This window comes from Lysinibacillus sp. TE18511, from assembly GCF_054062295.1.
In genome coordinates, this window is sequence record NZ_JBSSFD010000002.1 from 59,827 (window position 1) to 84,322 (window position 24,496).

The following is a 24,496-nucleotide window of genomic DNA, read 5'->3' on the forward strand; positions in this document are numbered from 1 at the left end:
TCATACTTCACCTCAAAACTAGTCATGCCATGTTGTTTTATTTTTCACATCATAACATATTTAAGTAAGTTAGAGGTAAATTTACTATCTAACTCAACGAGCTCCCTCTTTCTAGGGTAATGACAAATGTTTTTTTGTCAGGTTTATTAAAATAATTTGAAAGTACCAACGCAACGATAAATAAGATTGCAACAATAGATATTATCTTTCTAAACAAAATAAACACTTCCTCATCCCTTAATATCAGATTCAGTTTGAATTATTTTAATAATACAGGATCAAATAGCCAATCCATTGGTCCAAAGTTCGTATCCTTCTCGCCTTTTACCTCACGAGATATATTGTTTTTAATTACCAATTCTCTAAATTTTCTACTAAACAAAGTTTTTCTATACAAATATCTTCCATCATGGCTCCATTCTGCCGAGAAGAATATATCACCTGTTAAGTTTGTTAAATTTTCATACTTATAACTATCAGGTCCGTTGATAACCCCACTTAATCCGCAACGACACGGAGGTTGCTCTGTCGCAAAATACAACTTAACTCTTTCAGTGCTGCATTCAGGTAATACTTGTGTCGGTATAATTTGAAAAGCTTGTTGCTTCCCTTCTTCCGGTCCTTGATGAATTACCTCTAAAAGTTCATAGCCTCTAATATTCTCTCGCTTCATTAAGGTCACTAATTCCTGTGAAGCTACCCAATATCCACTCACATGTACTAGATGGCGATCTCTCATTTTTGTTGTATCTATCACCAATGGTGAAAGTTGCTCTTTTTCCAATAGCCCACAATGTTGACAGTAGGTGCTTATAGAAAATAAAGTCCCTCTATCTTCTATAAACATATCAGGTGAGTTACCTGTGGAATTTAATGTAAACAATGGTGCTTGCTCATATTCACTCTCTGAAAAATCAAAGTAAAAACGTTCTCCAATTGAAACAATCCCTAATTCGCGTTCCAATGATTTATATAATGCTGTTACATGTTCATATGTTATATTTTCATTTAATGTAAAAATAGGATTAAATGATGCCTTTAAATTCTTTTTTCTTATTTCAGGGGCACCAATACAAATCCCATAGCGATTATATACTTTAATGACTTGCTCTTGACTAGATTCATCTATAGAAAATAAATTTTCAAGTTCTACTTTCAAAATACACGCCTACCTTTATATAAAGTTTTATGGTGAAGTATGTTGACTAGCTGGTATCTTAAAAAATCTACAATCTCTACTTTATTCATAGATAGTCAGGCTGCTTATTTTAAACGAAATCTTATATATATTATTACTCACTATAACAAATCTACTTACCACGATTATCTTAAGCGTACCAGTACTAACACCGATATTTCAACGGTGGGTTTACGCCATTTTTTTGGCGGTCTTGCCCCAATTTTTGGCGTGATTTGGCGGACATCAAAAAACACCGCCAAAAAATGGCGGTGTTTCAAAACAATATAGGTATTTAACATTATAATTAAAGAAAGATTAACCAAGTTAATATATAGTATTTTAAATTCACCCAAACCTTAACAAATGTCATCCACAACTTTTGATAAAGAACCAAAAAATACCAATATCAATAACTTTAACATATAGCTAAACTATAGTAAATTCATTCTTTCTGCAAGATTTACAGCATCGGTACGAGAATCTACATTCAACAAAGAAAACAACTGTGTTAAGTATCTCTCTGTTGTTCGCTGAGGAATATTTAACTCTAAAGCAATTGCTTTGTTCGTGTGTCCTTTAGCAATCAATCTTAAAATTTTCTTTTCTTTTTCATTTAAGTGGATATCGAGCTTAGCATCCTGCAGTTTAAATCGACTATCGAGAAAATCCAAGAAATTTTGCGGTAAAACAATTTCACCATTTACAATAGCTCTTACAGTTCGTAATATTTGTTCTTTGGAGGCTGTTTTAGCTAAAATACCTTCTATTTTTCGTTCCAAAATAAGTGGATAATAATCTGTAATATCATTACCTGTATAAAGGATAATTGAAGCATTTGACTGGATAGCTTTTATGTTGCGGGCTAAGTTAATACCATTTTCTAATGGCATATTTATATCAATTAAGTAGATATCATACGGCTTGTTTTTAATTCTCTGTATGACATGAGTTGCATCACTTTCTGTATCAACTATAATATCTTCATTTTCTTGAAATAATTTTTTCGTTCCCTCTAACACAATAGGGTGATCATCCACTATAAGCATCGTAATCAAGTGTGTCACTTCCTTCTTTTACTGTAATTCTAATAGACATTCCTTCATTCACTTGTGAATCGATGTAAAAATACCCGTTAAAGGCCTTTACACGCTCTTGCATACCCCGAATTCCCATCGATTCTGCCACAATGATATCATCAACATTACAGCCTACACCATCATCCTTATAAATAATTTTAAAACCATCGCCCATTTCTTGAAGATGAATGGCAACTGTTGTTGCATAGGAATGTTTCATAGCATTGTTGAGTAATTCTTGAAATAATCGATAGATCATTAAATTCATACGCTCATCCTCTAAATAAAGACGATCTATCTTATAAAACAACTCAAAGCTTGCTCTTTCTATTACTTTGCGAATTAGCTTTTCTAATGCTGCATTTAGCCCTAATGTATCTAATAATGGAGGCTTCAAGTTTTCACAATAAGCTCTTAATTCATGTAAAGACGCAACCATCTGCTTATGAATCTTTACAAGTTTTTGTTGAATATCGGCAGGATCCTTTGCATTTACCAGAACATCAACTTCCCGAGCAATATGTAACTGTTCTTGTAAATTAGTGTCATGTAATTCTTGAGCTAATTGATATTTCTCCTCTTCAAATCTTAACCATAGTAGCTTGTTTAACCAAGGTAATTGACTATCATCTGCCTGTCTCATATGCTTTAGTTCCTCTAACAGTTCTTCCACCATCTTTGTATTTTCAATAAAATTATTTACATATAATAAAAGCAATTCAAGCCATAGAAGCTCTTCATCTTTTATATGAATCGAGTTATTATGTTCCAATACTAAGGCTCTTTTAAAATGAGCATCTTGATGGAGGAAGGCTAAGTAGATGTTCTCAATTCTCCGTATTTCCCCTAATTTTATATCCTCTATTAACGCTGGATTAATTGAAAGTTTTCCCTCAATCGTTGAAGTAAATTGATTAGTGTCATAGTCATAGGTTAATACAAATACATGCTCTAGCTCAAGATGTAATGAAACCTCACGTGCAAACTTCTCTAGAAGCTCATTTATTTTAATTGTTTTCCCAATTCTATCTACCGCAGTATATAGTTGATGTATATAGTCCCCTTTTGTCGAAAATAAAATTTTTCGCTTTCGATAATCGACCCTCTCTTTTATGTGAAAAAGCACAACTAACGATATAAAAGTGAAAAAAGAAACACCTGACACGACTGCCATTGATAAAAATTCCCCTGCAATCCAATACAAACCAACTGTAAACCATAACGTAAAAATCAATGAAAAAATGACATAATAACGAAGTCTTGTAATATGGTATTCAATATCAAATAATCGTTCTGCTAACTGTGTAAAGATAAAGCTAAAAGGGATAAGCAATAAAAATAAAGAGCTGGTTTCACCTGAAAGAATATACGTATCAAAAAAAATTTCAGGGAGTGAATACAAAAAAAGAAATGGCAGAAACGGTATCAATATACTACTTAACAATATTTTCAACTTAGGTGATTTATATTTGAAATAGCTTAGTAATAAGATACTAAGTATAATAAGAAGAAGAATAAAGAAAAGGGTTAATACTACATCATTAAAAAAATAATAAGAAGCAGGATAGAAAACACTAATACTGGCCAGTAAAAAAGCGATTACAGGGAAAATATAAAAGAGTTTGACATTATTTGTAAACAGCCAATTTATTTTTATAAATAAATGATAATCTCTTAAAAAATGTAATAATAAGACCAAACATAATACCATACTGCTACGATTTACTATAATCCCAATTCCATTTACTCTACTAGATACTCCACTGCTTACATAAGCTAATGCAACAGTTAGCATAAAAAGAATAAGTAAGTTAGTAAGCTTTGTATTTTTTTGATTAAGATGTAGATAGACCGTAATGAATAGAGTTAAAACATAATAACAAGCTGGAATTAAGAATATATAGTAGAATTGGTGAGGAATATCTAAATGTTTGATATGTATGTCTTGTATATCTCCATTTGGCTTCATTATTGTTATTTTATTAGCCGCCATTATTTTAGATTTATATTTTAGCTGATTTAGATGATCCATTGGCACATCATCTACTCTTAAAATAACATCATCCGATGAGATATTTCTCCATCCGGTCCAGTCTTTATAGTAGGGCTGCGTTACTCCCCACTTGCCATTCTCTTTTTCTACCTTAATTTCTAATAACGGCGCGCTATAATTCACATAATTCAGATAAAGGCCAATCACTAAATAGAGCATTATAGCGGGCCAAAATAACTTACTACTCAACGTTTTTACTCCCAAAATTTACTACCCAATTCTATTTCACTACTAAACGCATCTAAAGTTGCTTTTTGTTCTACAGACGAAATTCCAATCAATGAGGCTTTTTGTGTTTTTAATGGAGCAACTGGGTCTGGATTTTGTTCTAGATATTGAATTACATTCATCAAACAACTCTCTCCTCATTTCATTAGTTTTTTTAGGAGGTCTTTACCTAATTCGTTTATAGCCACATTTTCAAAATTATTTAATGCTTTAAACTTGTAAACATTTTTTATAGTAATTGCATAACGTATTGCACCACCATGTGTCAACTCGTTTTCTGTAGCATTATTATCTAAAATTGCATCTATATCACCGTTGTAATAATTTATTACAGCTTTAGAAACATCATTTTTCTGTGATAAAAGATAAATAATAGGCAATGAGTATCTTTTATTTAGCAGATCATTTTTAGGTCCCCAAGCTTTTAAACTTTGAACATCATTTTTGATTTGTTGGATAATACCTATGTATTTCCCATACTCCTCAACCTCGGAAGATATTTCTCCTTTTGCAAGCACTTCACCAATTAAACAACCCATCGCTGTTAAAGAACCAGACTTTTGGTCAATCATTTGTAAATATGATTGCTCATCCCTACAAATATTAAGTAAATCTAGCTGCTGACCATTTATACTCCGTAATGCATATTCTTCTAGTATCTGAATAGCAGTACCTTTATGTTCGAAAGAAGTTCCACTTATAATTCTAGAAGCCATAACTAGCATAGATATAGCCACATTTAATGATAATTCAGGTGTTTTACTCCAGCTATAGTTCGAATCCTGATCCTGTATGTCATCAATAATATCAAAGGACAAAATTAAAAGTTCAATCGCTGCAGCAATTTTATAAATGTCCTCGTTCAAACAATCTGTAAATGCTTCATAATGCCAATAACAAATTTCACCAAACGAATAACCAACTTCTTTTTTTTCTTCCTTAAAGCTTTTAAGCATTGATCGTAGTTCATAACCTATCAATGCCTCGTTTTTAATAAGAATGTCCAATGATTCATTAATCCGTTCGTCCAGTCCCTTCAATAGTCCTCTCCTCCCCTAAATATATTATCAAATAGTATACAGATTAATGGGAATTAATACTATACAAAAAAATATAAAGTAAATATTTTACATATATACTCATCATCAAAAGTAGCAATGATATTTGTTAAAACCTATGTCATATATATTAAGTTGGTTGGAGTTTAGACAGGACAAATTTTTAGGAATCATCGTCACAGTTGAACCCTGAGAAGGTGTAAAGCACCCAGTAAAAAACGGATGACTCTATAACCGCCAAAAAGTGGCGGTATATCTGTAAACCACGCCATTCTTTTGTTAAGGAATAGTAAAAAAAGTGGCGGTGTTGTATGATGGACCGCCATTTTTTGGCGTAAACCCAACATTGAAATGGCGTCCTAACTGATGATACGCTTACATTAAGCTAAGACAAATTTATTGTATTGCACGTAACGCTATCTTTGATTAATTCAAAGCTAAAATATTGGAACAATTTAAAACTACTAGCAAGGAAAATCGTCAATACCGGGAGTGATTGAAATGAAAAATGAAGTAAATGAAAACGTTCTAATACTTACGGCTACTTTTTCCTGTACAATTCGTGTCTCTGATGAAGAAATCAACATTAAAAAGCTTTCGAATGAACAGCAATATATTGAGCAAATAATTATTCATGCTGAGCAACAAGCGTACCAAGAAACGTTAGCAGAGTATAATAACCTGCCTACATTTTCAAATCTTATTTGCGATATTCCTGGATTTGAGGATACTTTTTTGCAAAAGCTCGATACTTTTATTGAGCCCTATGGAATTTTAAGAGTATCTGAAGAAAGTTTGTCTATGTTGCCTTTAATAGGTCCATTTACGTTAGGATTGAACATACATGCACCTATAATCTATACGTCTCCAAGCTATAGTATCATAAATGCAAGAGGCTATCGCTCTAGCACTTCCTCTAGTGTAAATGCTGTAAAAATAGGCGAACCGGTCGGCTTACCTGATTATCTCAATAATTTAGAATTAGAAATGGATATACCCTCTTCAGGGAAATCTATTACTATGATGGAAGCAAATTGGACACCTAAACAATCGACTGCCCATTTTATAGGGGTTTTCATTAATGACAGCGGTATTTCTTTTAACATTACTGCGGCATTTAATTCATGGAATAGAGCGTCCATTAAACACTAGGTTTAGGTTTTAAGCGTCACTAAAACCGTTATGTTGGTTTAACCCAGACACATTTATATCGAGGCATAATTAATTTATTTTCGAGCTCCCACTGCTATAAATAATGGGGATGGCACAGTTGCAAATGCGCCTCCCCATCCTATCTGACTTTCTATCCGTCACTTTTGTTTCTTTACATACTACAAAGGAGAGACGGCCTGCTATGCCTCTACGCAGAACCAAAAAAAGTGCCTCAAATGAATTTTGAGACACCTTTAATTATTAACCTTTTACATAATAAACTTCTTGACCGCTTTCGATCATGTAATCGGGTTTCGGTTTACCTGCATTTGCTTTATGACCAGCAACATGCTCAGGGTGCTTCTCCCAATTTTTCCATGCCTCTTCTGATTCCCAACGAATCACAATTAGCACTTCCTCATCACCACGGCGTACTTTTTTTACGAGTACTTGCTTATCAATAAAACCTGGTTGTTGTTCAAGTAATGTTGGACCATCTTCTTTTGCACCAAAGCGCTCAATAATTTTATCCGAATGCCCTTCTGTAACGACAATACGTTTAATTTGTACAAACATATTATTTAAACGCCTTTAAAACGTCATCAATTTTTTGAGTTTCAGAAGTTAAACCGCCACCAGATAAATACCAAACTTGTGAATCTAAATAGAAGATTTTATTGTTTTTCGCAGCGTTAGTAGCCCCAACGATTTCGTTTTCAATCGCAGCTTTCGTACCAGACTCACCTTCAGGGTTTACAGCAGAGTCGCGGTCAACAACAAATAAAACATCTGGATTTGTCTCACGTACATACTCGAAGCTTACATTGTCGCCATGTGTTTCAGCTTTAATGTTTTCATCAGCAGCTTTTACACCAAATACATCATGAATTACACCAAAACGTGAACCAGGACCATATGCAGATAATGAACCTTCAGATCCTAAAACGATTAGAGCTTTTTCATCAGATGAAGCTGTTTTAGCTTTAACTTCTTCTACTTTTGCTTCGTATGCAGCAAATGCATCAGCAGCTTCTTTTTCTTTACCAAAGATTTTACCAGCTAATTCAGTATTAGCTTTGAATGAATCCATGAAATTAGCATTATCTACACCAACATATACAGTAGGCGCAATTTTAGATAATTCTTCGTAAGCAGGAGCTTGACGACCAGAAATGAAAATAATATCTGGATTCATTGAAGATAATGCTTCAAAATCAGGCTCTTTTAAAGATCCCACATTTACATAAGTTGTATCTGAATATTTGCTTAAATAGCTAGGAACTGTTTTTTGAGGAACACCCGCAACTTCGACGCCTAAAGCATCTAAAGTATCAAGGAAACCATAGTCAAATACTACAACATTCTTTGGTTGTTCTTTAAGAGTTACTTCTTCAAATGTACTCTCACCATTAGTGCTACCTGGAATTGTGATTGGGTAAGCTGAAGCTTCTTCCTTTTTCTCTTCAGCAGGCTTACTATCAGTTTTAGAATCTGTATCCTCTTTTTTTGCATCGTCCTTTGAGCCGCAAGCAGCTAATACTAATAGCATCATCGCCATTAATACAGTAAGAAATTTCCAATTTTTCATTGTAAAATTGCTCCTTTAACATTATTATTTATTATTCAGATGGATATAACCATCCATTATTACTTCTATGAGTTAAAATACACGCAAATACGACAACCATTCTGTTCTTGAACGGGGATATCCATATCATAGATTTCCTTAAGCGCATCAGAGTTAATGATGTCATTTGTTGGACCGTCTTTGACAACACGTCCATTTTTTAATGCGACAATATGATCAGAGTATACGGAAGCAAAGTTAATATCGTGTAATACGATGATCACTGTTTTCCCTAGCTCATCAACCAGCTTACGCAAAATTTTCATGATTTGCACAGAGTGCTTCATATCCAAATTATTGAGCGGCTCATCAAGCAAAATATAGTCTGTGTCCTGTGCAATAACCATTGCGATAAATGCACGTTGACGTTGACCACCTGATAATTCATCCAAATAATTGTGCTGCATATCATCTAAATTCATATATTGAATTGCCTCGTCTACCTTTTGCTCATCCTCTGGCTTTAAATTCCCCTTTGAATAAGGAAAACGACCAAATGAAACGAGTTCACGAATTGTTAGGCGTACATTCATATAATTTGACTGCTTTAAAATCGATACACGCTTCGCAAAATCGTCCGACTTCCAATGACGTACCTCGGATTTATCGAGTAATACTTCTCCAGTGTCTGCATTAAGTAAACGGCTTACCATTGAAAGCAATGTTGATTTACCTGCACCATTCGGTCCAATAAAAGACGTAATTTTCCCTGGTGCAACGTCGACACTGACATCTTGAATGACCGGTTTTTTTCCAAAATACTTGGAGATTGCTTTTACTTGGATCATCCTGCTGACCTACTTTCCTTCAATAATAAGTAGATGAAGTACACACCACCTACAAAGTTTATAATAACGCTAAGTGTTGTATCGAAATTAAAAATACGTTCGACCATCCACTGTCCACCGACTAAAGCAATAACACTCATCACACAAGAACCTGCGATTAACACCGAGTGCTTGTACGTCTTAAAAAATTGATACGATAAATTTGCCACGATTAAGCCAAAGAATGTAATAGGTCCAACAAGAGCTGTAGAAACGGCGATTAACACCGAAGATACTATGAGCATACGCTGTACAAGCTTATCATACGGTACCCCTAGGTTAATTGCTGTATCACGACCAAGAGACATTACGTCTAATTGGTTCATGTGACGCCAACCATAAATAAAGGTAATGATTATGACAACAGCTGCAAGCCACACTAAATCCGAATTCACATTATTGAAGCTTGCAAACATTTTACTTTGTAAGCTTAAAAACTCATTTGGGTCTATTAATACTTGGAAGAACGTTGATACGCTTCCTAAAAACGTTCCGACAATCATACCGACAAGCAGCAAGAAATAAATCGGGCGTTTTCCTTCCTTGAACAATACACGATAAAAAATTAACGCAAAGACAACCATGGCTAAAACAGCTAGTACGAAATTGTATTTGGCGTTAATGACGAATATCGACATCGAGCCAAAGAAGTAATAGATGAACGTCTGAACCAACATATATAATGCATCAAGTCCCATTACACTTGGCGTTAAAATACGGTTATGTGTAATCGTTTGGAAAACCACTGTTGAATAAGCAATCGCAATCCCCGTTAACGACATCGCAAACACTTTAATAAGGCGACGCGGGAACGCATAATGATAGTTACCATTAAGTTCATAAAATACATACAGTAAAATAGAAGCTACAGCCAGCCCTAGTAAAATCAACATTTTTGTACGGTTACGCATATGCTTTCCCCCTAAACAACATAAATAGGAAGATCGCACTTCCGATGACGCCTACCGTCATACTAATTGGAATTTCATAAGGGAAAATCAGTACACGCCCTATAATGTCACATATTAATAAGAACGACATCCCGAGTAACGCTGTATGAGGCAATGTCTTAGCGAGATTATCCCCTTTGAACAAGGAAATTATATTGGGAATGATTAAACCAAGGAATGGAATCACGCCAACAGTAAGTACCACTGTCGTTGAAATAAGTGCTACTAACACTAAACCTAAATTCATAACGAATTTATAGGAGAGACCAAGGTTTTTTGCAAAATCCTCCCCCATTCCAGCCACTGTGAAGCGATTCGCATACATGTAAGCTATAATCAGCACGGGTACACTTATGTATAAAAGCTCATAACGACCTTTCATCATTAATGAGAAATCTCCTTGTAACCATGCAGAAATGTTTTGGATAATATCCGCCTTATACGCAAAGAACGTTGTAATCGACGAAAGGATATTCCCAAACATTAAGCCAATAAGCGGTATAAAAATCGCATCTTTAAACTTTATTCGATTTAATATTTGCATAAACAATAATGTGCCGGCTAAAGCAAATATGAAAGCAAAGGTAATTTTTTGAAAATACGTGACATTTGAGAAAAACATCATCGAAATTAGTATCCCCAACTTAGTAGCATCTAAAGTACCTGCTGTTGTTGGTGACACGAATTTATTCCTACTTAAGCTTTGCATAATTAAACCAGCAATACTCATACCTGCACCTGCTAACAAAATTGCTACAAGTCTCGGTATACGACTAATTAAGAATAGTCTAGTTTCTTCTGATTCGAAGTCTAAAAGGTCGCTAGGTTTAATATCTACTACACCGATAAATAGTGACACAATTGACAACACTACAGTTGCTGTTAAAAGATATCTTATTTTCATTGTAATCCCCGGTAGATTCATTTTTGCTCGTAATTGACTTTTTAATGAAAACGATTATCATTACTTACGATTCTCATTATAAGCATGTTTCCATTCTCAGTCAACCTTCAATTGAGAATTGATATCGTTTTATTCAAGAAACCTTAAAAACAACGCTATAATAACGTAATTTTCGTGATTTCTATTATTTTCGAGGTTGAATTGCTCTACATTTCCCACACACATAAAAAGGTAATTGAGAATAAAATACTAATACCTTCTCAATTACCTCATCAATTAAGCCATTTGTCGAACTCCTCTGAGCCATGCAACAACAATAAAAACTACTAAAATAAAACCGACATACCCCATTACAGCATATAACTTTGCTACAAGCGTCGTAAAACCAGCAAGGCTTGCTAAAAAACCCAAACCACCAATAAAGACAGCGGCTATTTTAAAACTAGGCCTGCTCGGTTTTAAAAATCTTACCATGAAAGAATAGAACATCCCCACTGCTGTATTATAAATCATCCCTAATAGAGAAATTGACATTAGTAGACCGACTAGAGGATGAATCTCATTCGCTAAGACTAGCATCGGTATATCTATACCAACGATTACATTCATTTTCGCAAGAAGGGAAAGGTTAATAAGCAAAATTAAAGCTCCTAACAAAATCCCGCCAATAACGCCTCCCATCCCTGCCACTTTCTCATTGCGGATAGATCCACACATAACAGTTAATAGCGAAAAACATACACCGATATTAAAAGACATATACAGTAAGGCCGTAACCCACCAACTTTTAGAGCTTGCCTGTGCTTGCCGTGCAATAACAGCTTGTTCTACAAAAGTTAAATCCATCGTAGCTAATGAATAGACCGCAATGGTCGATACAATTGTTAGCAGATAAGGTGTGGCAATAGCAATAATGTTTATAATGCTTTTCATATTCATCATAACTGTCGCTATAGTAAGTACAATCATGCAAATACTCCCCAGCCAAACTGGCAGTCCAAACATTTGTTGAAAAGTAGCACCCGCTCCTGCAAACATGATTACTGCTACACCAAATAAGAAGAGCGACAGTAAACAATCCATCACAAAACCTACAGTATTACCTGAAATTTGATAAATCAAATCCTTATGTGATTTCGTACGTAGCCTTGAGCTAATTTGTGCAATGCACATCCCTACTAAAGCAAATCCAATCGTAGCAATAAGTGCACCATAAATTCCATAAAAACCATAGCTCGTAAAATATAGTACGATTTCCTGTCCTGATGCAAACCCCGCACCGACGATAATTCCTACATAGGCACCACCGATTTGCAAACTTTTTTTCAATCAGTTCTCTCCCTGTTTATCCTATTATTAGGATCATCATCAAAACGTGTGGTTGATTTCCGTTCCGACTGGGCGCTTTGTCGCTGACGCTTCGCTTTCGCTTTCGCGCAGATAAAACATTTGCCGCTGACGCTTCGCTTTCGCGCAGATAAAACATTTGCCGCTGACGCTTCGCTTTCGCGCAGATAAAACATTTGTTGCTGACGCTACGTTAGCACTACGCTTTCGCACAGAGCAAAGCTTCCTGGGGGCGTCCGATGAACCGCTTATCCCCAAGGAGTCACCCAGCCACCACTCTAATCAACTTATTTACATAGTAGACATTTTTCCAAAAGTCATCCACAACATTTGGTGATGAACCTATTATTGATAGACCTTCTTACTGATTGTTAGCTTATCAATTACCTTCATATTAGGTGTATATCCAATTCCGGCCATTTGTGGCACATGAATATAACCATCCTCTACAATTACTTCAGGTGTAATGATATCTTCATACCAATAATGGTTAGAGCCGGCAGTATCTCCGGGCAATATAAAATTCGTGAGTGATGTTAATGCAATATTATGCGCTCGTCCGATTCCCGCCTCTAACATACCGCCACACCAAACAGGAATATTATTTACTTCGCATAAATCATGAATTCTCCTAGCTTCCGTTAAACCGCCAACACGCCCTATTTTGATATTGATTACACCACAACTACCAAGCTCTATCGCTTTTCGAGCATCCTCATAGGAGGTGATGCTTTCATCTAAGCAAATAGGCGTTTTTAACCTTCTCTGCAGCTTAGCATGATCGACAATATCATCTACTGCTAATGGCTGCTCAATCATTAATAAATTAAATGCATCAAGTTGCTGCAATACATTCATATCGTCCAATGTATAAGCCGAATTAGCATCTACCATTAATGGCAAATCTGGCATCTCAGCTCGAATAGCACGAATAACTTCTACATCGTGGCCAGGCTTAATTTTTACTTTTACTCGTTTATAGCCTTTATCTACATGACCTTTTAATAAATCAATTAATGCCTCTGTAGACGATTGAATACCTACGCTAACGCCTACCTCTATTCGCTCCTTATCTCCACCTAACGCTTGAGCAAGTGATTGTTTTGTTTGCTGAGCATAAATATCCCATATAGCCCCTTCAATAGAGGCCTTCGCCATGCAATTACGACGAATAGAGGAAAACAATGTACTGACTTCATCTGGATGCCCAATCTCTTTATGTAACAAGATGGGTATCAAAAAGTCTTCAAGCATATGCCATGTTGTTTTTAATGTCTCTTCTGTATACCAAGGCGCTACAAAGGCAACAGCTTCTCCCCATCCTACAGTCCCCGATTGATCTTTCGCTTCTATAAGTAAGAGCTCTTTTTCATCAATTGTGCCAAAACTCGTTGAAAATGGTGCTTTCATAGGCATTCTTATATGCCGCACTGTAATCTGTTCTAGTTTCACAAAAATTCACTCCTTATCCTCATTATAAAGCTAATAAGGAGCGTCTGACTAACAGATAGCTATGCACATATTCATCATGCTTTTTCATTCGAACAATCGCATAATTTTGTTCAAATAATGTCGTTAAAATAGTACGAACTTTATAACGCCAGTCCTCTGCAAGCTTAGGACTCTCTACTTTTATCTTTTGTGAAAATTGAGGAATAGGTAATAAATAGGCGTCCTTATAAAATGATTGATCTCGCCGAAATTCACTATCAATATCGAGCACAGGTAAACCATCCACCGTCAAAGACCACGATACAATTCCTTCAGCTTCTTCTTCCAATTCGTCCAGTGATTCCTCCACTTGATCGCGTTCAATCCACCACTCTATTACAATACGATCTGAAGGTAGCCCCTCGTTAAAATCATCCTGGAGTGGACCATAATAATCATTTTCATACTGATAACTAAAAGCATTGAGCTTCAAAAATGATAAATTAGCCATCCGTGCTTCTAGCGGATCAAATAGCCATCGCACAAGTTGAAATCCATGTTCTTTTGCATATTCCTGCTGGGCATGCTTTAATAATTCACCTACACCTTGTTCACGATATGTTTTCTCCACCCCAATCATGTGTGAGTGTAAATACATCATCCCTTCACGGCAACCAACAAAACAATAATTAAAGCCAATTAGCTTTTCACCCAAATATGCTCCAAGCACAAGTCCACCATTTTGTACAACTGCTAACAATTGATGCAAGGGAATAGCCTGACTCCCCCAAATTTCCGCGTTCAAGGTTTGTACTTCCGCAATCTCTGTAGCTGTCATTATTTTTTGTATACGCACTCTTTTTAACATTATGCTGAATCCTCCTTTGTTTTCCCCGATGCTAGCGCTAACAATACTGCTCTTGTAAGGATCTCAACTCCTGTTACTAGCCTTGCCTGCTTAAATCTCATCTTTGGATGATGTAATCCTGGTGTTAATCCACAGCCTAAACCTAACATTGTAGATTTTAAATGCGGCCTTTGAACAGCATAATGATGAAAATCTTCTCCTCCTGGTGTACGTACTGGCTTTCTTAGTTTCGACAGCCCCACTGCTTGAACAATTGCCTGTTCCATATTATATTGAGCAGTTAGGTCTACCTCAGCTGCTACTACATTTGCTACAGTACGTAATTCAATCTGTACCTTATACAAAAGCTTAGCGGAGTCAATGACTCGCTTTACTCCTTGGGCAAGGGCGTCCATCACATCATTTTGTTGAGCGCGAATATCAATGGTGAACGATGCATTCCCCGGAATAATATTGCCAGAGTCTCCTCCCGCTTGGAATTTTGTCATCTTAATTGATACCGGAACCATTGGATCTGTATGAATCGTTCTTAAATCTTCTATAATAGTCGCCCCTACTTCAATCGCATTTACGCCGAGATGCGGTCTTGCAGCATGGGCATCTTCTCCAATAATTTCTCCTTCGAGCAATCGAGAGGCTCCATGATACAACGCAGCACAATATGTACCATCTTCCAGCTCATGGACAGGTCTTACATGAACACCAAATAAAGAGTCTAAATCATCAATGATTCCTTCTTTTAAAACAGCTAAAGCACCTGTCCCTTTTTCTTCAGCTGGTTGAAAAATAACACGAATTGTACCGTTGAATGATTGAGCAAGCTCTTTCAAAAGTAATAGCGCACCAATTGCCATCGTCATATGACCGTCATGCCCACAGGAGTGATTCGCTCGAAATTCGCCATCTACCTCCTGCCATAGCGCGTCAATGTCCGTACGCAAACCAACTTTAGGCTCACCATTTCCCACATCAACATAAAGCCCTGTAATGTTTTTAAAGCGCACCGGCGAAAAACCTTCGCGTGTTAGTAAATCAAAAATATAATTTGTGGTTTCTATCTCATGCCAGCTTATTTCCGGGTTCGCGTGTAAATACGTGAAAATCTCCATTAATCTCGGCCTCAAACGATCCAAAGCTTCCTTCATAGAACTAACCTCCTGAATTTTCATACTATTACGATTATTATAACGAAAATAAAATCTTTTCTACAAACTTATACCCACATTCAACAAATCTATTCCACGAAAAAACCAATCACACTCAGACAGTGAATAAATAGATCACATCTATAACGCTGGATTCATTTCCGTGCCGACTCAGCTCTATCGTAAAGCGTCCGATGAGCTGCTTGGAGCAACATGGATTTTTGTGCGTAAGCGTAGCGGTAGCAACATCACAAAGGCATTATTACAGGACATGATGCTTTATGATGCGCTATTTAATAGTTCCATCCGTCACTTTGGCTCTTTTTTCCGTTGCTTCGTCGGGGCTATCCACGATTTTGGCTGTTCTATCCACGAATTCGGCTGCTCTATCCACCACTTTGACGGTTCTATCCACGAATTCGGCTGCTCTATCCACGACTTTGACGGTTCTATCCGTCGCTTCGGCCTTTCTTTCCGTCACCTTGGCTCTTCTTTCCGTCGCTCTGAGTTCTATCCGTCGCTCTGAGTTCTATCCGTCACCTTGGCTCTTCTTTCCGTCGCTTCGATAACTCTTTCCGTCACCTTGGCTCTTCTTTCCGTCGCTCTGAGTTCTATCCGTCACCTTGGCTCTTCTTCCGTCGCTTCGATAGCTCTATCCGTCACCTCGGCTCTTCTTTCCGTCGCTCTGAGTTCTATCCGTCACCTTGGCTCTTCTTTCCGTCGCTTCGATAGCTCTATCCGTCACCTTGGCTCTTCTTTCCATCGCTCTTAGTTCTTTCCGTCGCTTTGGCTCTTTTTTCCGTTGCTTCGTCGGGGCTATCCACGATTTTGGCTGTTCTATCCACGAATTCGGCTGTTCTATCCACCACTTTGACGGTTCTATCCACGAATTCGGCTGCTCTATCCACGACTTTGACGGTTCTATCCGTCGCTTTGGCCTTTCTTTCCTCCACTTCAGCTCTTCTAAATTTCCCATGCCCCTTAATACAAAAAAGGTGTGAGTACAGTTATTTAAATAACTGTATTCACACCTTTTAATTAGTTAATACCTCGCATAGCTTTTGAAATAATCGGCGAAAGTATTAAGATTATAATCCCTAAAACAATAGATAAGAAACCTAAGAAGCCGAAGTACGTGAATTCACTTACCGCTTCATAAACCTTTACAAGCTGTGCGTTAATAGCTTGCGCTGCGGCACTTGTTAAGAACCATAGTGACATTGTTTGTGCAGCAAAAGCCTTTGGAGCCAATTTTGTAGTGGCTGATAACCCCACTGGAGATAATAATAGCTCCCCAATCACAACTAAGAAGAATGATAGTACTAACCACCATGGGCTTACTAAAGTTTCCCCACCTGATAAATATGCTGGAATCATCATAACTAAGAATGATAATCCTGCGAAGAATAACGAAAATGCAAATTTACGTGGTGTAGATGGTTGTTTATCACCCAATTTTAACCACAACGTTGCGAATAATGGCGCCAACGTAATGACGAATAATGGGTTTAATGATTGGAACCAAGAAGATTGAAGCTGGAAGCCGCCAACATTCAACTGTGTACGTGAATCAGCATACGTAGCTAAAATTGTAGCGCCCTGCTCCTGGATCGCCCAAAACATCACTGCTGATAAAAACAACGGAATATATGCAAGTAGACGAGACTTCTCATCATTTGTTGTTTTTTCACTGCGATACATAACAATAAAGAACACGGTTGGAATGATAACCCCAAGAGCCGTAATGATTAAACTAAAAACATCCACTGTCAATACACCAGTTTTGATGCCAATACCACCTACGATGATGATCAGTAAAGCAGCAATTCCGAATCGTGTAAAGACTCTTTTTCGCTCTTCAGGCTTTAATGGATTGTTTACTTGTAAGCCTGCTTTGCCTAAATATTTTTTCTCTGTTAATTTATAAACAATTAAACCAATTAACATCCCTAACCCTGCCATACCGAAGCCAAGGTGGAAACTATACTTTTGTCCAATTGTTCCGACAATAAATGGTGCAATGAATGCCCCCATATTAATACCCATATAGAAAATTGAAAAACCTGCATCACGACGATTATCAGTTTCAGCATAAACATCTCCAACAACGCTAGAAACATTCGGTTTTAATAAGCCTGTCCCGATGACAATAAAGGCCATTGACGCAAATAACATGCCCACGCCACCAGGTAACGCTAGCAGTAAATGACCAATCATAATGAACACGCCACCATAGAAAATAGTTCTACGTGTACCTAACAGTCGATCGGCAATCCAGCCACCAATTATTCCCGACATATAAACAAGTGAGCCGTAGATGGCCATAATGGAGTTCGCTGTTCCACGATCCAGACCTAGACCGCCTTCATTCAATTCATAATACATAAAGAAAATCAGAATTGCTCGCATACCATAGTATGAGAATCGTTCCCAAAATTCTGTGAAAAATAATGTAAAGAGCCCTTTAGGGTGTCCGACAAAGCCATTTTGAGGGACGGATTTTACAATTTCATCTTTAGTAGACATAAAAATATCCTCTCCCAATTTCATTATTTAATAAAAATATTATTACCCATTGATAAGGATAAAAAACTTTATTTCATCATACTAAAGTGTTTTAAAAACTTTTTCAAGAGTTTTAAAAAATGTTGAAAATTTATCACTTTTCTATATATTCTGAATGATTTTTCTGTAATTATACCAAAACCATTGATATTCCTAAGTTTTTTACTCCTCGATACACACTAAATTACAAACCCCACAAAAAATTATTCTAAAATATATTATAGTCAGATTTTTTATTTTTTTAACAAACTAGCTAGGATTATCTAAAATTTCATGTACCGCGATACAAAACTGCTTTCACGATGACGCATTTTAACAAAAAAAGCATGCTAGAAGCGAAGTACCTCTGGCATACTTTTAGAACAATAATGTTATTTAATTACAAATTGCTGATATTTTGCATAATCCGCTTCTTTTACCTCTAGTGTTAGCAACGTACCATTTTCTTCATATGCTGTTTCATAGACAGAGGCATGTTCATTTAAATAAGATACGATATTCCCTTGTTCATACGGAATAAGCATTTTACATGTTATATAATCAGAGAAAATATGCTGACGTATCATTTGTAGTAATTCCTCTAATCCAATCCCTTGCTTCGCTGAAATCCAAATATTATCACCGCTGACAACAGGGTATGGGACGTTTGCTATATCAGCTTTATTATATACATAAATTGTCGGAATCCCCTCAACACCAACCGCTTTAAGCGTTTCATTTGTTACTTCCATCATAAAGCCGTGCTCAGAATTAGAAACATCCACAACATGTAGTAATAAGTCGGCATCGCGAGCTTCTTCTAATGTTGAGCGGAACGCCTTTACTAGATGATGTGGTAGTTTGCTGACGAAACCAACTGTATCTGTTAATAAGAATGTCTTTTTATCTGGCAATTCTATTTGACGGACAGATGTTTCAAGTGTGGCAAAAAGCATATCCTTTTCAAACACTTGTTTATGATCTTCTTGCCCTATCTTAGCAAGTAGCTGATTCATAATAGTTGACTTACCAGCATTCGTATAACCAACAATGGAAACGACAGGGATAGCGTTTTTGCGTCGTTGCTTACGCTGCGTCTCTCGTTGTTCCTTTACATGCTCTAGCTCCTTCTTAATTTTCGCAATCTGATCCTCAATTTTTCGACGGTCTAGTTCTAGTTTTGTTTCACCAGCACCACGGTTTTTAAAGCCACCACCTGTGCCACCACCTTGACGGCTGAGAGACGCATGCAAGCCGACTAATCGCGGTAGCATATATTGCAATTGAGCTAACTCGACCTGCATCTGTGCTTCACGTGTTTTAGCACGACGTCCAAAAATATCCAAAATCAACATCGTTCTATCAATAACCTTCGTCTCTAAATCACGCTCTAAATTACGGATTTGTGAAGGTGATAATTCATCATTAAAAATCACTAAATTCGCTTGTGCTTCATCATAAAAGTTTTTTATTTCTTCAATTTTACCAGTACCAACATAATGAGATGGCGTAATGCGCTCTAAGTTTTGCGTGATAATGCCAGCAACTTCAACATTTAAAGCTTCAGCTAAATTTTCTAGCTCTTCCATTGAATAATCAAAATGCTCATCATTCCGTAAATTTACGCCAACCAAAATGGCTTTTTCCAATAAAATATCTACTTCTTTAATTCTATCCATCCACAAACCTCCCACCAATACCTTAGTACTACTACGACAAATTTTCTCCATCTTACCATATAATGCACTAATCCGCGTCGTTTAAAAGCTAACTCTTGCTTTTACTAACGTTCATACCTAAAAATGCGCCCTCCTAAGCAAAAGGCGCATTCTCATTCATTTACTACCGTTCTTCTTTTAGTAATACTTCAGTACGATTGAATTCATCTTCAATATCCTTATTCGGTTTATAAGTTACAATACTGACAACTACCGCAACGATTAAGCACACTAAGAAACCTGGAACAATCTCATATAAGGCATCTGATAAAACGTCAATTTTCCCCCAGATAAAAGCTGTTGCAGCCCCTGTCACCATCCCACTGAGTGCTCCGTAATTCGTTAATTTTCTCCAATATAGTGACAGCAATATTACAGGACCGAACGCCGCACCGAAGCCAGCCCAAGCGAAGCCCACTAAGTTTAAAATAGAACTGTCTGGGTTCCATGCTAAAAACGCTGCGACAATAGCTACAACTAAAACAGCAACACGACCAATAAAGACATAATGCTTATCGTCCGCTGTTTTATTAAACAACGCTTTGTAAATGTCTTCTACAAGCGCTGACGAAGTAACAATTAATTGTGATGAAATGGTACTCATTACTGCGGCTAATATAGCAGCTAGCATGATGCCTGCAATAAATGGATGGAATAATATTTGACCAAGCACAATAAATACTGTCTCAGCGTCCTTTAGCTCACCTGCATTTTGCTCAAAATATGCAACACCTACCAAAGCTGTGGCAAGTGCCCCTAATAGGCTTAACATCATCCAACCAATACCGATACGACGAGCCTGCTTTGTTTCTTTTACTGAGCTAATGGCCATAAAGCGTACGATAATATGTGGTTGTCCAAAATAACCTAGTCCCCATGCAAGTGATGAAATAACGACTGCTGCTGTTGCAGTAGAAGGTAATAAGCTCAAATGTTGAGGATCCACCATTTTAATGGAGTCTATTGTGTCTCCAATTCCACCTGTTAAAAATAATCCGAATAACGGTACAGTAATAAGCGCTAAAAACATAATTAGACCTTGTAAAAAGTCTGTATAACTAACCGCTAAAAATCCTCCAAATAATGTATATGCCACAACAACCCCAGATACAATTAATAAGCCCGTGTGATAGTCATATCCAAAGGAACTATCGAAAAACTTGCCTCCTGCTACCATTCCTGAAGAAACATAAAATGTAAAAAAGATTAAAATAATAATACCTGACGCAATTCTTATTAACTTTGTATTGTCACGTAAACGATTATCTAAATAACTCGGAATGGTAATTGAGTCATTAGAAACTTGTGTATATACACGCAACCTTGGTGCTACCAATAACCAATTCAAATAAGCGCCAATTGTTAAACCAATGGCAATCCAGGCCTCAACAAGTCCATTTAAATAGATTGCACCTGGTAAACCCATTAACAACCAGCCAGACATATCTGCCGCACCTGCGCTCAACGCTGTGACAGCAGGACCAAGCGAACGCCCACCAAGCATGTAATCCGTTAAATTCGATGTTTTAATAAATGCATACCAACCGATCCCTAGCATAGCGACCATATAAATAATAATCGCAAGTAATTGATACATGTTTGCCGACATATTTCTCCTCCTCTTTCCCAGTTAGTCTTCTTTAGTAAAAACCTTATAATAAAAATACCACAAATAGACAATTCAACCTATAATCATTTAGAAAACTAATTCCGAAATGTAAAGTAACATTGTACTGCATAAAATGTGATAAACTAGTGCCATCTATTACACGATAAAGAAGGCGAAATGTATGACATTTGAAGAAATGAAAGCCCAGCTTATGGAGCTAATTTTACAACAGCAGCTCGTTACTGCTACAATCAGTCAACCTCGTATGAAATCAAACGAAGTAAAACGTATCAAACTAAAGCCTCTATTGCTTAAGGAAGTTTATCATATACAAATTGAATACCAATTTGAACGTATTTTAAAACACGAAAACATTCTATTAGAAGATTTCCCTGCGAAGCTAGAAGCAATTTTTAACGATTACCGTCAAGCACATATTGATTTTATGGATGAAAAAGTACATGTACAACTATCAAAAAAGAACAAAGTACTATGGAAATCTGATGAATCCTCGGCTCCAAAGCAAGTAAACTTAGCACATAATCGCAAGAAAAACTATTTACTAGCTGAAGATAAGCCATACCCCTTTTTAATTCGTCTTGGGGTGCAAACAGAAGAAGGAAAAGTAAAAAAACAAAAATACGATAAATTTAAACAAATTAACCGCTTCATCGAATTTATAGATGATGCATTAACATATTTACCAAAGGATCGTCAGGTTCGTATTTTAGATTTCGGCTCAGGCAAATCCTATTTAACATTCGCCCTATACCATTATTTAAAAGTTGAAAAAGGCTTAGATATTCGTGTCACTGGCTTAGATTTAAAGAAAGAAGTCATAGAAGAATGTTCACGAATTGCACAGGATTTAGGCTATGAGCAACTCGAATTTCTAGTAGGAGATATTAATGATTACAATGATGAGTCTGCTGTGGACATGGTGGTGACGCTTCACGCCTGTGATGTTGCTACAGATATGGCATTAGCCCGCGCTGTAAAATGGGGAGCGAGCGTTATTTTAAGTGTTCCTTGTTGCCAGCATGAGCTAAATCGCCAACTTAACGCACCAGCACTTGATATCATGCTTCAGCACGGCCTAGTACGGGAACGTTTCGCAGCGCTCGCAACCGACGCAATCCGAGCAGAAATTTTATCACTAGTTGGCTACGAGGCTCAATTGCTGGAATTTATTGATATGGAAAATACACCGAAAAACATTCTAATCCGAGCATATCGTACAGGCAAAAAGCCAAGCGTGGAACAACGTGCTAACTATGATGCATTTTTAAAGTTACTAAATGCTACACCATTTTTAGCAAATGAGTTACAAGAGTACTTGTAACATATTCACAGATATTTGTGATTGAAGCGCAGGTATTCGTCTCCTTGCCACTAGTATCTCTGAATTTTGTTCAATCAAATTGAAAGGGCAGTCCAAAACTTCTGGACTGCCCTTTCAAATTATAGTTCTTGTCGTAACGCTTGAATAACGTCAATTTTAGTGGCCTTACGTGCTGGGCGATAGCCTGAAATCATCGCTACACCAATACTAATCGCTGATGCAATAATAACAAGCTGCCACGGAATTAATGAAAATATAATATCACTCTTACTAAAAGCATCTTCACCTGTTGCTGCTTCAAGAATTAAAGGCAATGCAGCATTTGCCACAAAGCTAATGACATACGAAATTGCTACAGCGATCAAAGTACCCACAATACCGATGAAAGTGCTTTCCATTAAGAACAATCGTTGAATAAGCTTCGGACTTGCCCCGATTGCCTTTAAAACACCGATTTCACGAGTACGCTCAGTAACTGCCATAGTCATAGTATTGAAAATACCTATTGATGCGATTAATACAGCAATTGTTCCTACAAATATTAAACCGATTTTTAACACTAGGAAAAATACATTCATTTGATCCAATTCTTCAGTAACCGAGTATACGCTATAACCTTTGTCTTTTAGTTTGTCTAATATCGGCTTAACATTTTCCATACTATCAGCAAAAATATTAAACTCCGAATAAAACATTTCATCCTCTTTAACATCACCTGCTACTAAATTTGCAGCTAGCACAGGCTTTTGCTCTACACTCACATAAACGGAGTTATTTATCATCCAATCATTAGAAGGCTTCTCCATCACACCGACAATTGTATATTTCATCTTCTCTGTCTCTTCTACAGTACCCGTATTAGGAACTAAAGACATTTCAATCTCTTTACCAATTAAAGAATCCTTATAACCTTCTTCATTGCCATCATAATACGTGCCTTCCGCTTCAGCTTTTTTATTTTTTTCAACAATAATATTGCGTTCAGCATCATTTAATAATGTTTGAGCAAAATGATAACCTACAATGATTTCGTTTGGCTTTGATGGATACTTCCCTTCCGCAAGTTTGCCATTCACTTGCTCAAAATTCTGCATATTAGTAACGTATAAATTAGAGTTTGTATCACGTCCCTCAAAAAATGAGTGTGCGGGTGCATTGACAGTAATCGTTTCCAGCACCGTTTCCACATGCTCTATACCTTTTATTTCATGTATTTCATCTTCAGTAAATTGTTTATCGCCAAACACTTGAATTTTCGTAACTTTTTCATTCGATAGTATTTCATTGCGCAATGAATCTTGAAGCCCAAATCCGACTGATGCAAGGACAATTAAAAATGCACAGCCCATTGTTGCTGCTAACACAGTCATAAAAACGCGTACTTTATTTTTCTTTATATGCTGTGTTACAAAATCTAATTGATCTTTAAATAACATG

General features: G+C 36.7%; 24 protein-coding genes. 5 read left to right on the forward strand and 19 right to left on the reverse strand.

The features are described from left to right. Positions 1-259 precede the first annotated feature (259 nt). The 5 genes from ACVWXS_RS01675 to ACVWXS_RS01695 all read right to left on the reverse strand — a co-directional run bounded on the left by ACVWXS_RS01675 (position 260) and on the right by ACVWXS_RS01695 (position 5,577). Positions 260-1,159 (reverse strand): hypothetical protein, encoded by a 900-nt coding sequence (locus tag ACVWXS_RS01675; protein WP_456955569.1) that lies wholly within the window; start codon positions 1,157-1,159, stop codon positions 260-262. A 452-nt stretch (positions 1,160-1,611) separates the two neighbouring features. Next, positions 1,612-2,226 carry a response regulator gene (locus tag ACVWXS_RS01680; protein WP_456955866.1) on the reverse strand — a complete coding sequence of 205 codons (615 nt, stop codon included), beginning with the start codon at positions 2,224-2,226 and terminating at the stop codon, positions 1,612-1,614. Continuing rightward, positions 2,210-4,468 (reverse strand): sensor histidine kinase, encoded by a 2,259-nt coding sequence (locus ACVWXS_RS01685; protein ID WP_456955868.1) that lies wholly within the window; start codon positions 4,466-4,468, stop codon positions 2,210-2,212. The genes ACVWXS_RS01680 and ACVWXS_RS01685 overlap by 17 nt, the downstream gene beginning before the upstream one ends. 35 nt (positions 4,469-4,503) lie before the next feature. Beyond that, positions 4,504-4,659: a competence pheromone ComX gene (gene comX, locus ACVWXS_RS01690; RefSeq protein ID WP_456955571.1), complete on the reverse strand. Its 156-nt coding sequence runs from the start codon at positions 4,657-4,659 to the stop codon at positions 4,504-4,506. Between the two features lie 15 nt (positions 4,660-4,674). Next, entirely contained in the window at positions 4,675-5,577 is a 903-nt protein-coding gene (locus ACVWXS_RS01695; RefSeq protein WP_456955573.1) for a polyprenyl synthetase family protein, read from the reverse strand. A gap of 519 nt (positions 5,578-6,096) precedes the next feature. On the opposite strand from ACVWXS_RS01695, the gene ACVWXS_RS01700 reads away from it, so the two are divergent. Further along, positions 6,097-6,747 carry a hypothetical protein gene (locus tag ACVWXS_RS01700; protein WP_456955575.1) on the forward strand — a complete coding sequence of 217 codons (651 nt, stop codon included), beginning with the start codon at positions 6,097-6,099 and terminating at the stop codon, positions 6,745-6,747. A gap of 261 nt (positions 6,748-7,008) precedes the next feature. On the opposite strand, the gene ACVWXS_RS01705 is transcribed toward ACVWXS_RS01700, so the two are convergent. The 10 genes from ACVWXS_RS01705 to ACVWXS_RS01750 form a co-directional block, all read right to left on the reverse strand. Next, on the reverse strand, positions 7,009-7,323 hold the full coding sequence (locus ACVWXS_RS01705) for an antibiotic biosynthesis monooxygenase family protein (protein ID WP_368637577.1): 315 nt from the start codon (positions 7,321-7,323) through the stop codon (positions 7,009-7,011). Between the two features lies 1 nt (position 7,324). Further along, positions 7,325-8,335 (reverse strand): siderophore ABC transporter substrate-binding protein, encoded by a 1,011-nt coding sequence (locus tag ACVWXS_RS01710; protein WP_456955577.1) that lies wholly within the window; start codon positions 8,333-8,335, stop codon positions 7,325-7,327. Positions 8,336-8,400: 65 nt separating this feature from the next. Next, positions 8,401-9,162 carry an iron ABC transporter ATP-binding protein gene (locus ACVWXS_RS01715; RefSeq protein ID WP_068984914.1) on the reverse strand — a complete coding sequence of 254 codons (762 nt, stop codon included), beginning with the start codon at positions 9,160-9,162 and terminating at the stop codon, positions 8,401-8,403. Beyond that, entirely contained in the window at positions 9,159-10,112 is a 954-nt protein-coding gene (locus ACVWXS_RS01720) for an iron chelate uptake ABC transporter family permease subunit (RefSeq protein WP_368637575.1), read from the reverse strand. The genes ACVWXS_RS01715 and ACVWXS_RS01720 overlap by 4 nt, the downstream gene beginning before the upstream one ends. After that, the gene (locus ACVWXS_RS01725) at positions 10,105-11,055 is read right to left on the reverse strand and encodes an ABC transporter permease (RefSeq protein ID WP_068984916.1); all 951 of its coding nucleotides are present in this window, start codon (positions 11,053-11,055) and stop codon (positions 10,105-10,107) included. The genes ACVWXS_RS01720 and ACVWXS_RS01725 overlap by 8 nt, the downstream gene beginning before the upstream one ends. A gap of 276 nt (positions 11,056-11,331) precedes the next feature. Then, positions 11,332-12,384 (reverse strand): YkvI family membrane protein, encoded by a 1,053-nt coding sequence (locus ACVWXS_RS01730; RefSeq protein WP_456955580.1) that lies wholly within the window; start codon positions 12,382-12,384, stop codon positions 11,332-11,334. Between the two features lie 39 nt (positions 12,385-12,423). Then, positions 12,424-12,615, reverse strand: coding sequence for a hypothetical protein (locus ACVWXS_RS01735; protein ID WP_456955582.1), 192 nt, complete (start codon positions 12,613-12,615; stop codon positions 12,424-12,426). Between the two features lie 132 nt (positions 12,616-12,747). Then, positions 12,748-13,854, reverse strand: a complete 1,107-nt coding sequence (gene menC / locus ACVWXS_RS01740; protein ID WP_456955584.1) for an o-succinylbenzoate synthase — start codon at positions 13,852-13,854, stop codon at positions 12,748-12,750. A 22-nt stretch (positions 13,855-13,876) separates the two neighbouring features. Next, on the reverse strand, positions 13,877-14,701 hold the full coding sequence (locus ACVWXS_RS01745) for a GNAT family N-acetyltransferase (RefSeq protein ID WP_456955586.1): 825 nt from the start codon (positions 14,699-14,701) through the stop codon (positions 13,877-13,879). After that, entirely contained in the window at positions 14,701-15,846 is a 1,146-nt protein-coding gene (locus tag ACVWXS_RS01750) for a M20 peptidase aminoacylase family protein (protein ID WP_456955588.1), read from the reverse strand. Before ACVWXS_RS01750 ends, ACVWXS_RS01745 begins: the two co-directional genes overlap by 1 nt. Positions 15,847-16,009: 163 nt before the next feature. On the opposite strand from ACVWXS_RS01750, the gene ACVWXS_RS01755 reads away from it, so the two are divergent. The 3 genes from ACVWXS_RS01755 to ACVWXS_RS01765 are packed head-to-tail and all read left to right on the forward strand — an operon-like array spanning position 16,010 to position 16,847. Further along, positions 16,010-16,372, forward strand: a complete 363-nt coding sequence (locus ACVWXS_RS01755; protein ID WP_456955590.1) for a hypothetical protein — start codon at positions 16,010-16,012, stop codon at positions 16,370-16,372. Between the two features lie 15 nt (positions 16,373-16,387). Then, positions 16,388-16,618 carry a hypothetical protein gene (locus tag ACVWXS_RS01760; protein ID WP_456955592.1) on the forward strand — a complete coding sequence of 77 codons (231 nt, stop codon included), beginning with the start codon at positions 16,388-16,390 and terminating at the stop codon, positions 16,616-16,618. Next, positions 16,593-16,847 carry a hypothetical protein gene (locus tag ACVWXS_RS01765; protein WP_456955594.1) on the forward strand — a complete coding sequence of 85 codons (255 nt, stop codon included), beginning with the start codon at positions 16,593-16,595 and terminating at the stop codon, positions 16,845-16,847. The genes ACVWXS_RS01760 and ACVWXS_RS01765 overlap by 26 nt, the downstream gene beginning before the upstream one ends. Positions 16,848-16,884: 37 nt before the next feature. On the opposite strand, the gene ACVWXS_RS01770 is transcribed toward ACVWXS_RS01765, so the two are convergent. The 3 genes from ACVWXS_RS01770 to putP form a co-directional block, all read right to left on the reverse strand. Next, positions 16,885-18,372, reverse strand: coding sequence for a peptide MFS transporter (locus ACVWXS_RS01770; protein ID WP_456955596.1), 1,488 nt, complete (start codon positions 18,370-18,372; stop codon positions 16,885-16,887). A 410-nt stretch (positions 18,373-18,782) separates the two neighbouring features. Next, positions 18,783-20,069, reverse strand: a complete 1,287-nt coding sequence (hflX, locus tag ACVWXS_RS01775) for a GTPase HflX (RefSeq protein WP_368637566.1) — start codon at positions 20,067-20,069, stop codon at positions 18,783-18,785. Between the two features lie 163 nt (positions 20,070-20,232). After that, positions 20,233-21,717 carry a sodium/proline symporter PutP gene (putP, locus tag ACVWXS_RS01780; RefSeq protein ID WP_456955598.1) on the reverse strand — a complete coding sequence of 495 codons (1,485 nt, stop codon included), beginning with the start codon at positions 21,715-21,717 and terminating at the stop codon, positions 20,233-20,235. Positions 21,718-21,898: 181 nt separating this feature from the next. Between putP and ACVWXS_RS01785 the strand changes: the two genes are divergently transcribed. Next, the gene (locus tag ACVWXS_RS01785; protein WP_456955600.1) at positions 21,899-23,059 is read left to right on the forward strand and encodes a class I SAM-dependent methyltransferase; all 1,161 of its coding nucleotides are present in this window, start codon (positions 21,899-21,901) and stop codon (positions 23,057-23,059) included. A 119-nt stretch (positions 23,060-23,178) separates the two neighbouring features. Here the strand turns inward: ACVWXS_RS01785 and ACVWXS_RS01790 are convergent, their stop codons facing one another. Further along, entirely contained in the window at positions 23,179-24,495 is a 1,317-nt protein-coding gene (locus ACVWXS_RS01790; RefSeq protein ID WP_456955602.1) for an ABC transporter permease, read from the reverse strand. Position 24,496 lies beyond the last annotated feature (1 nt).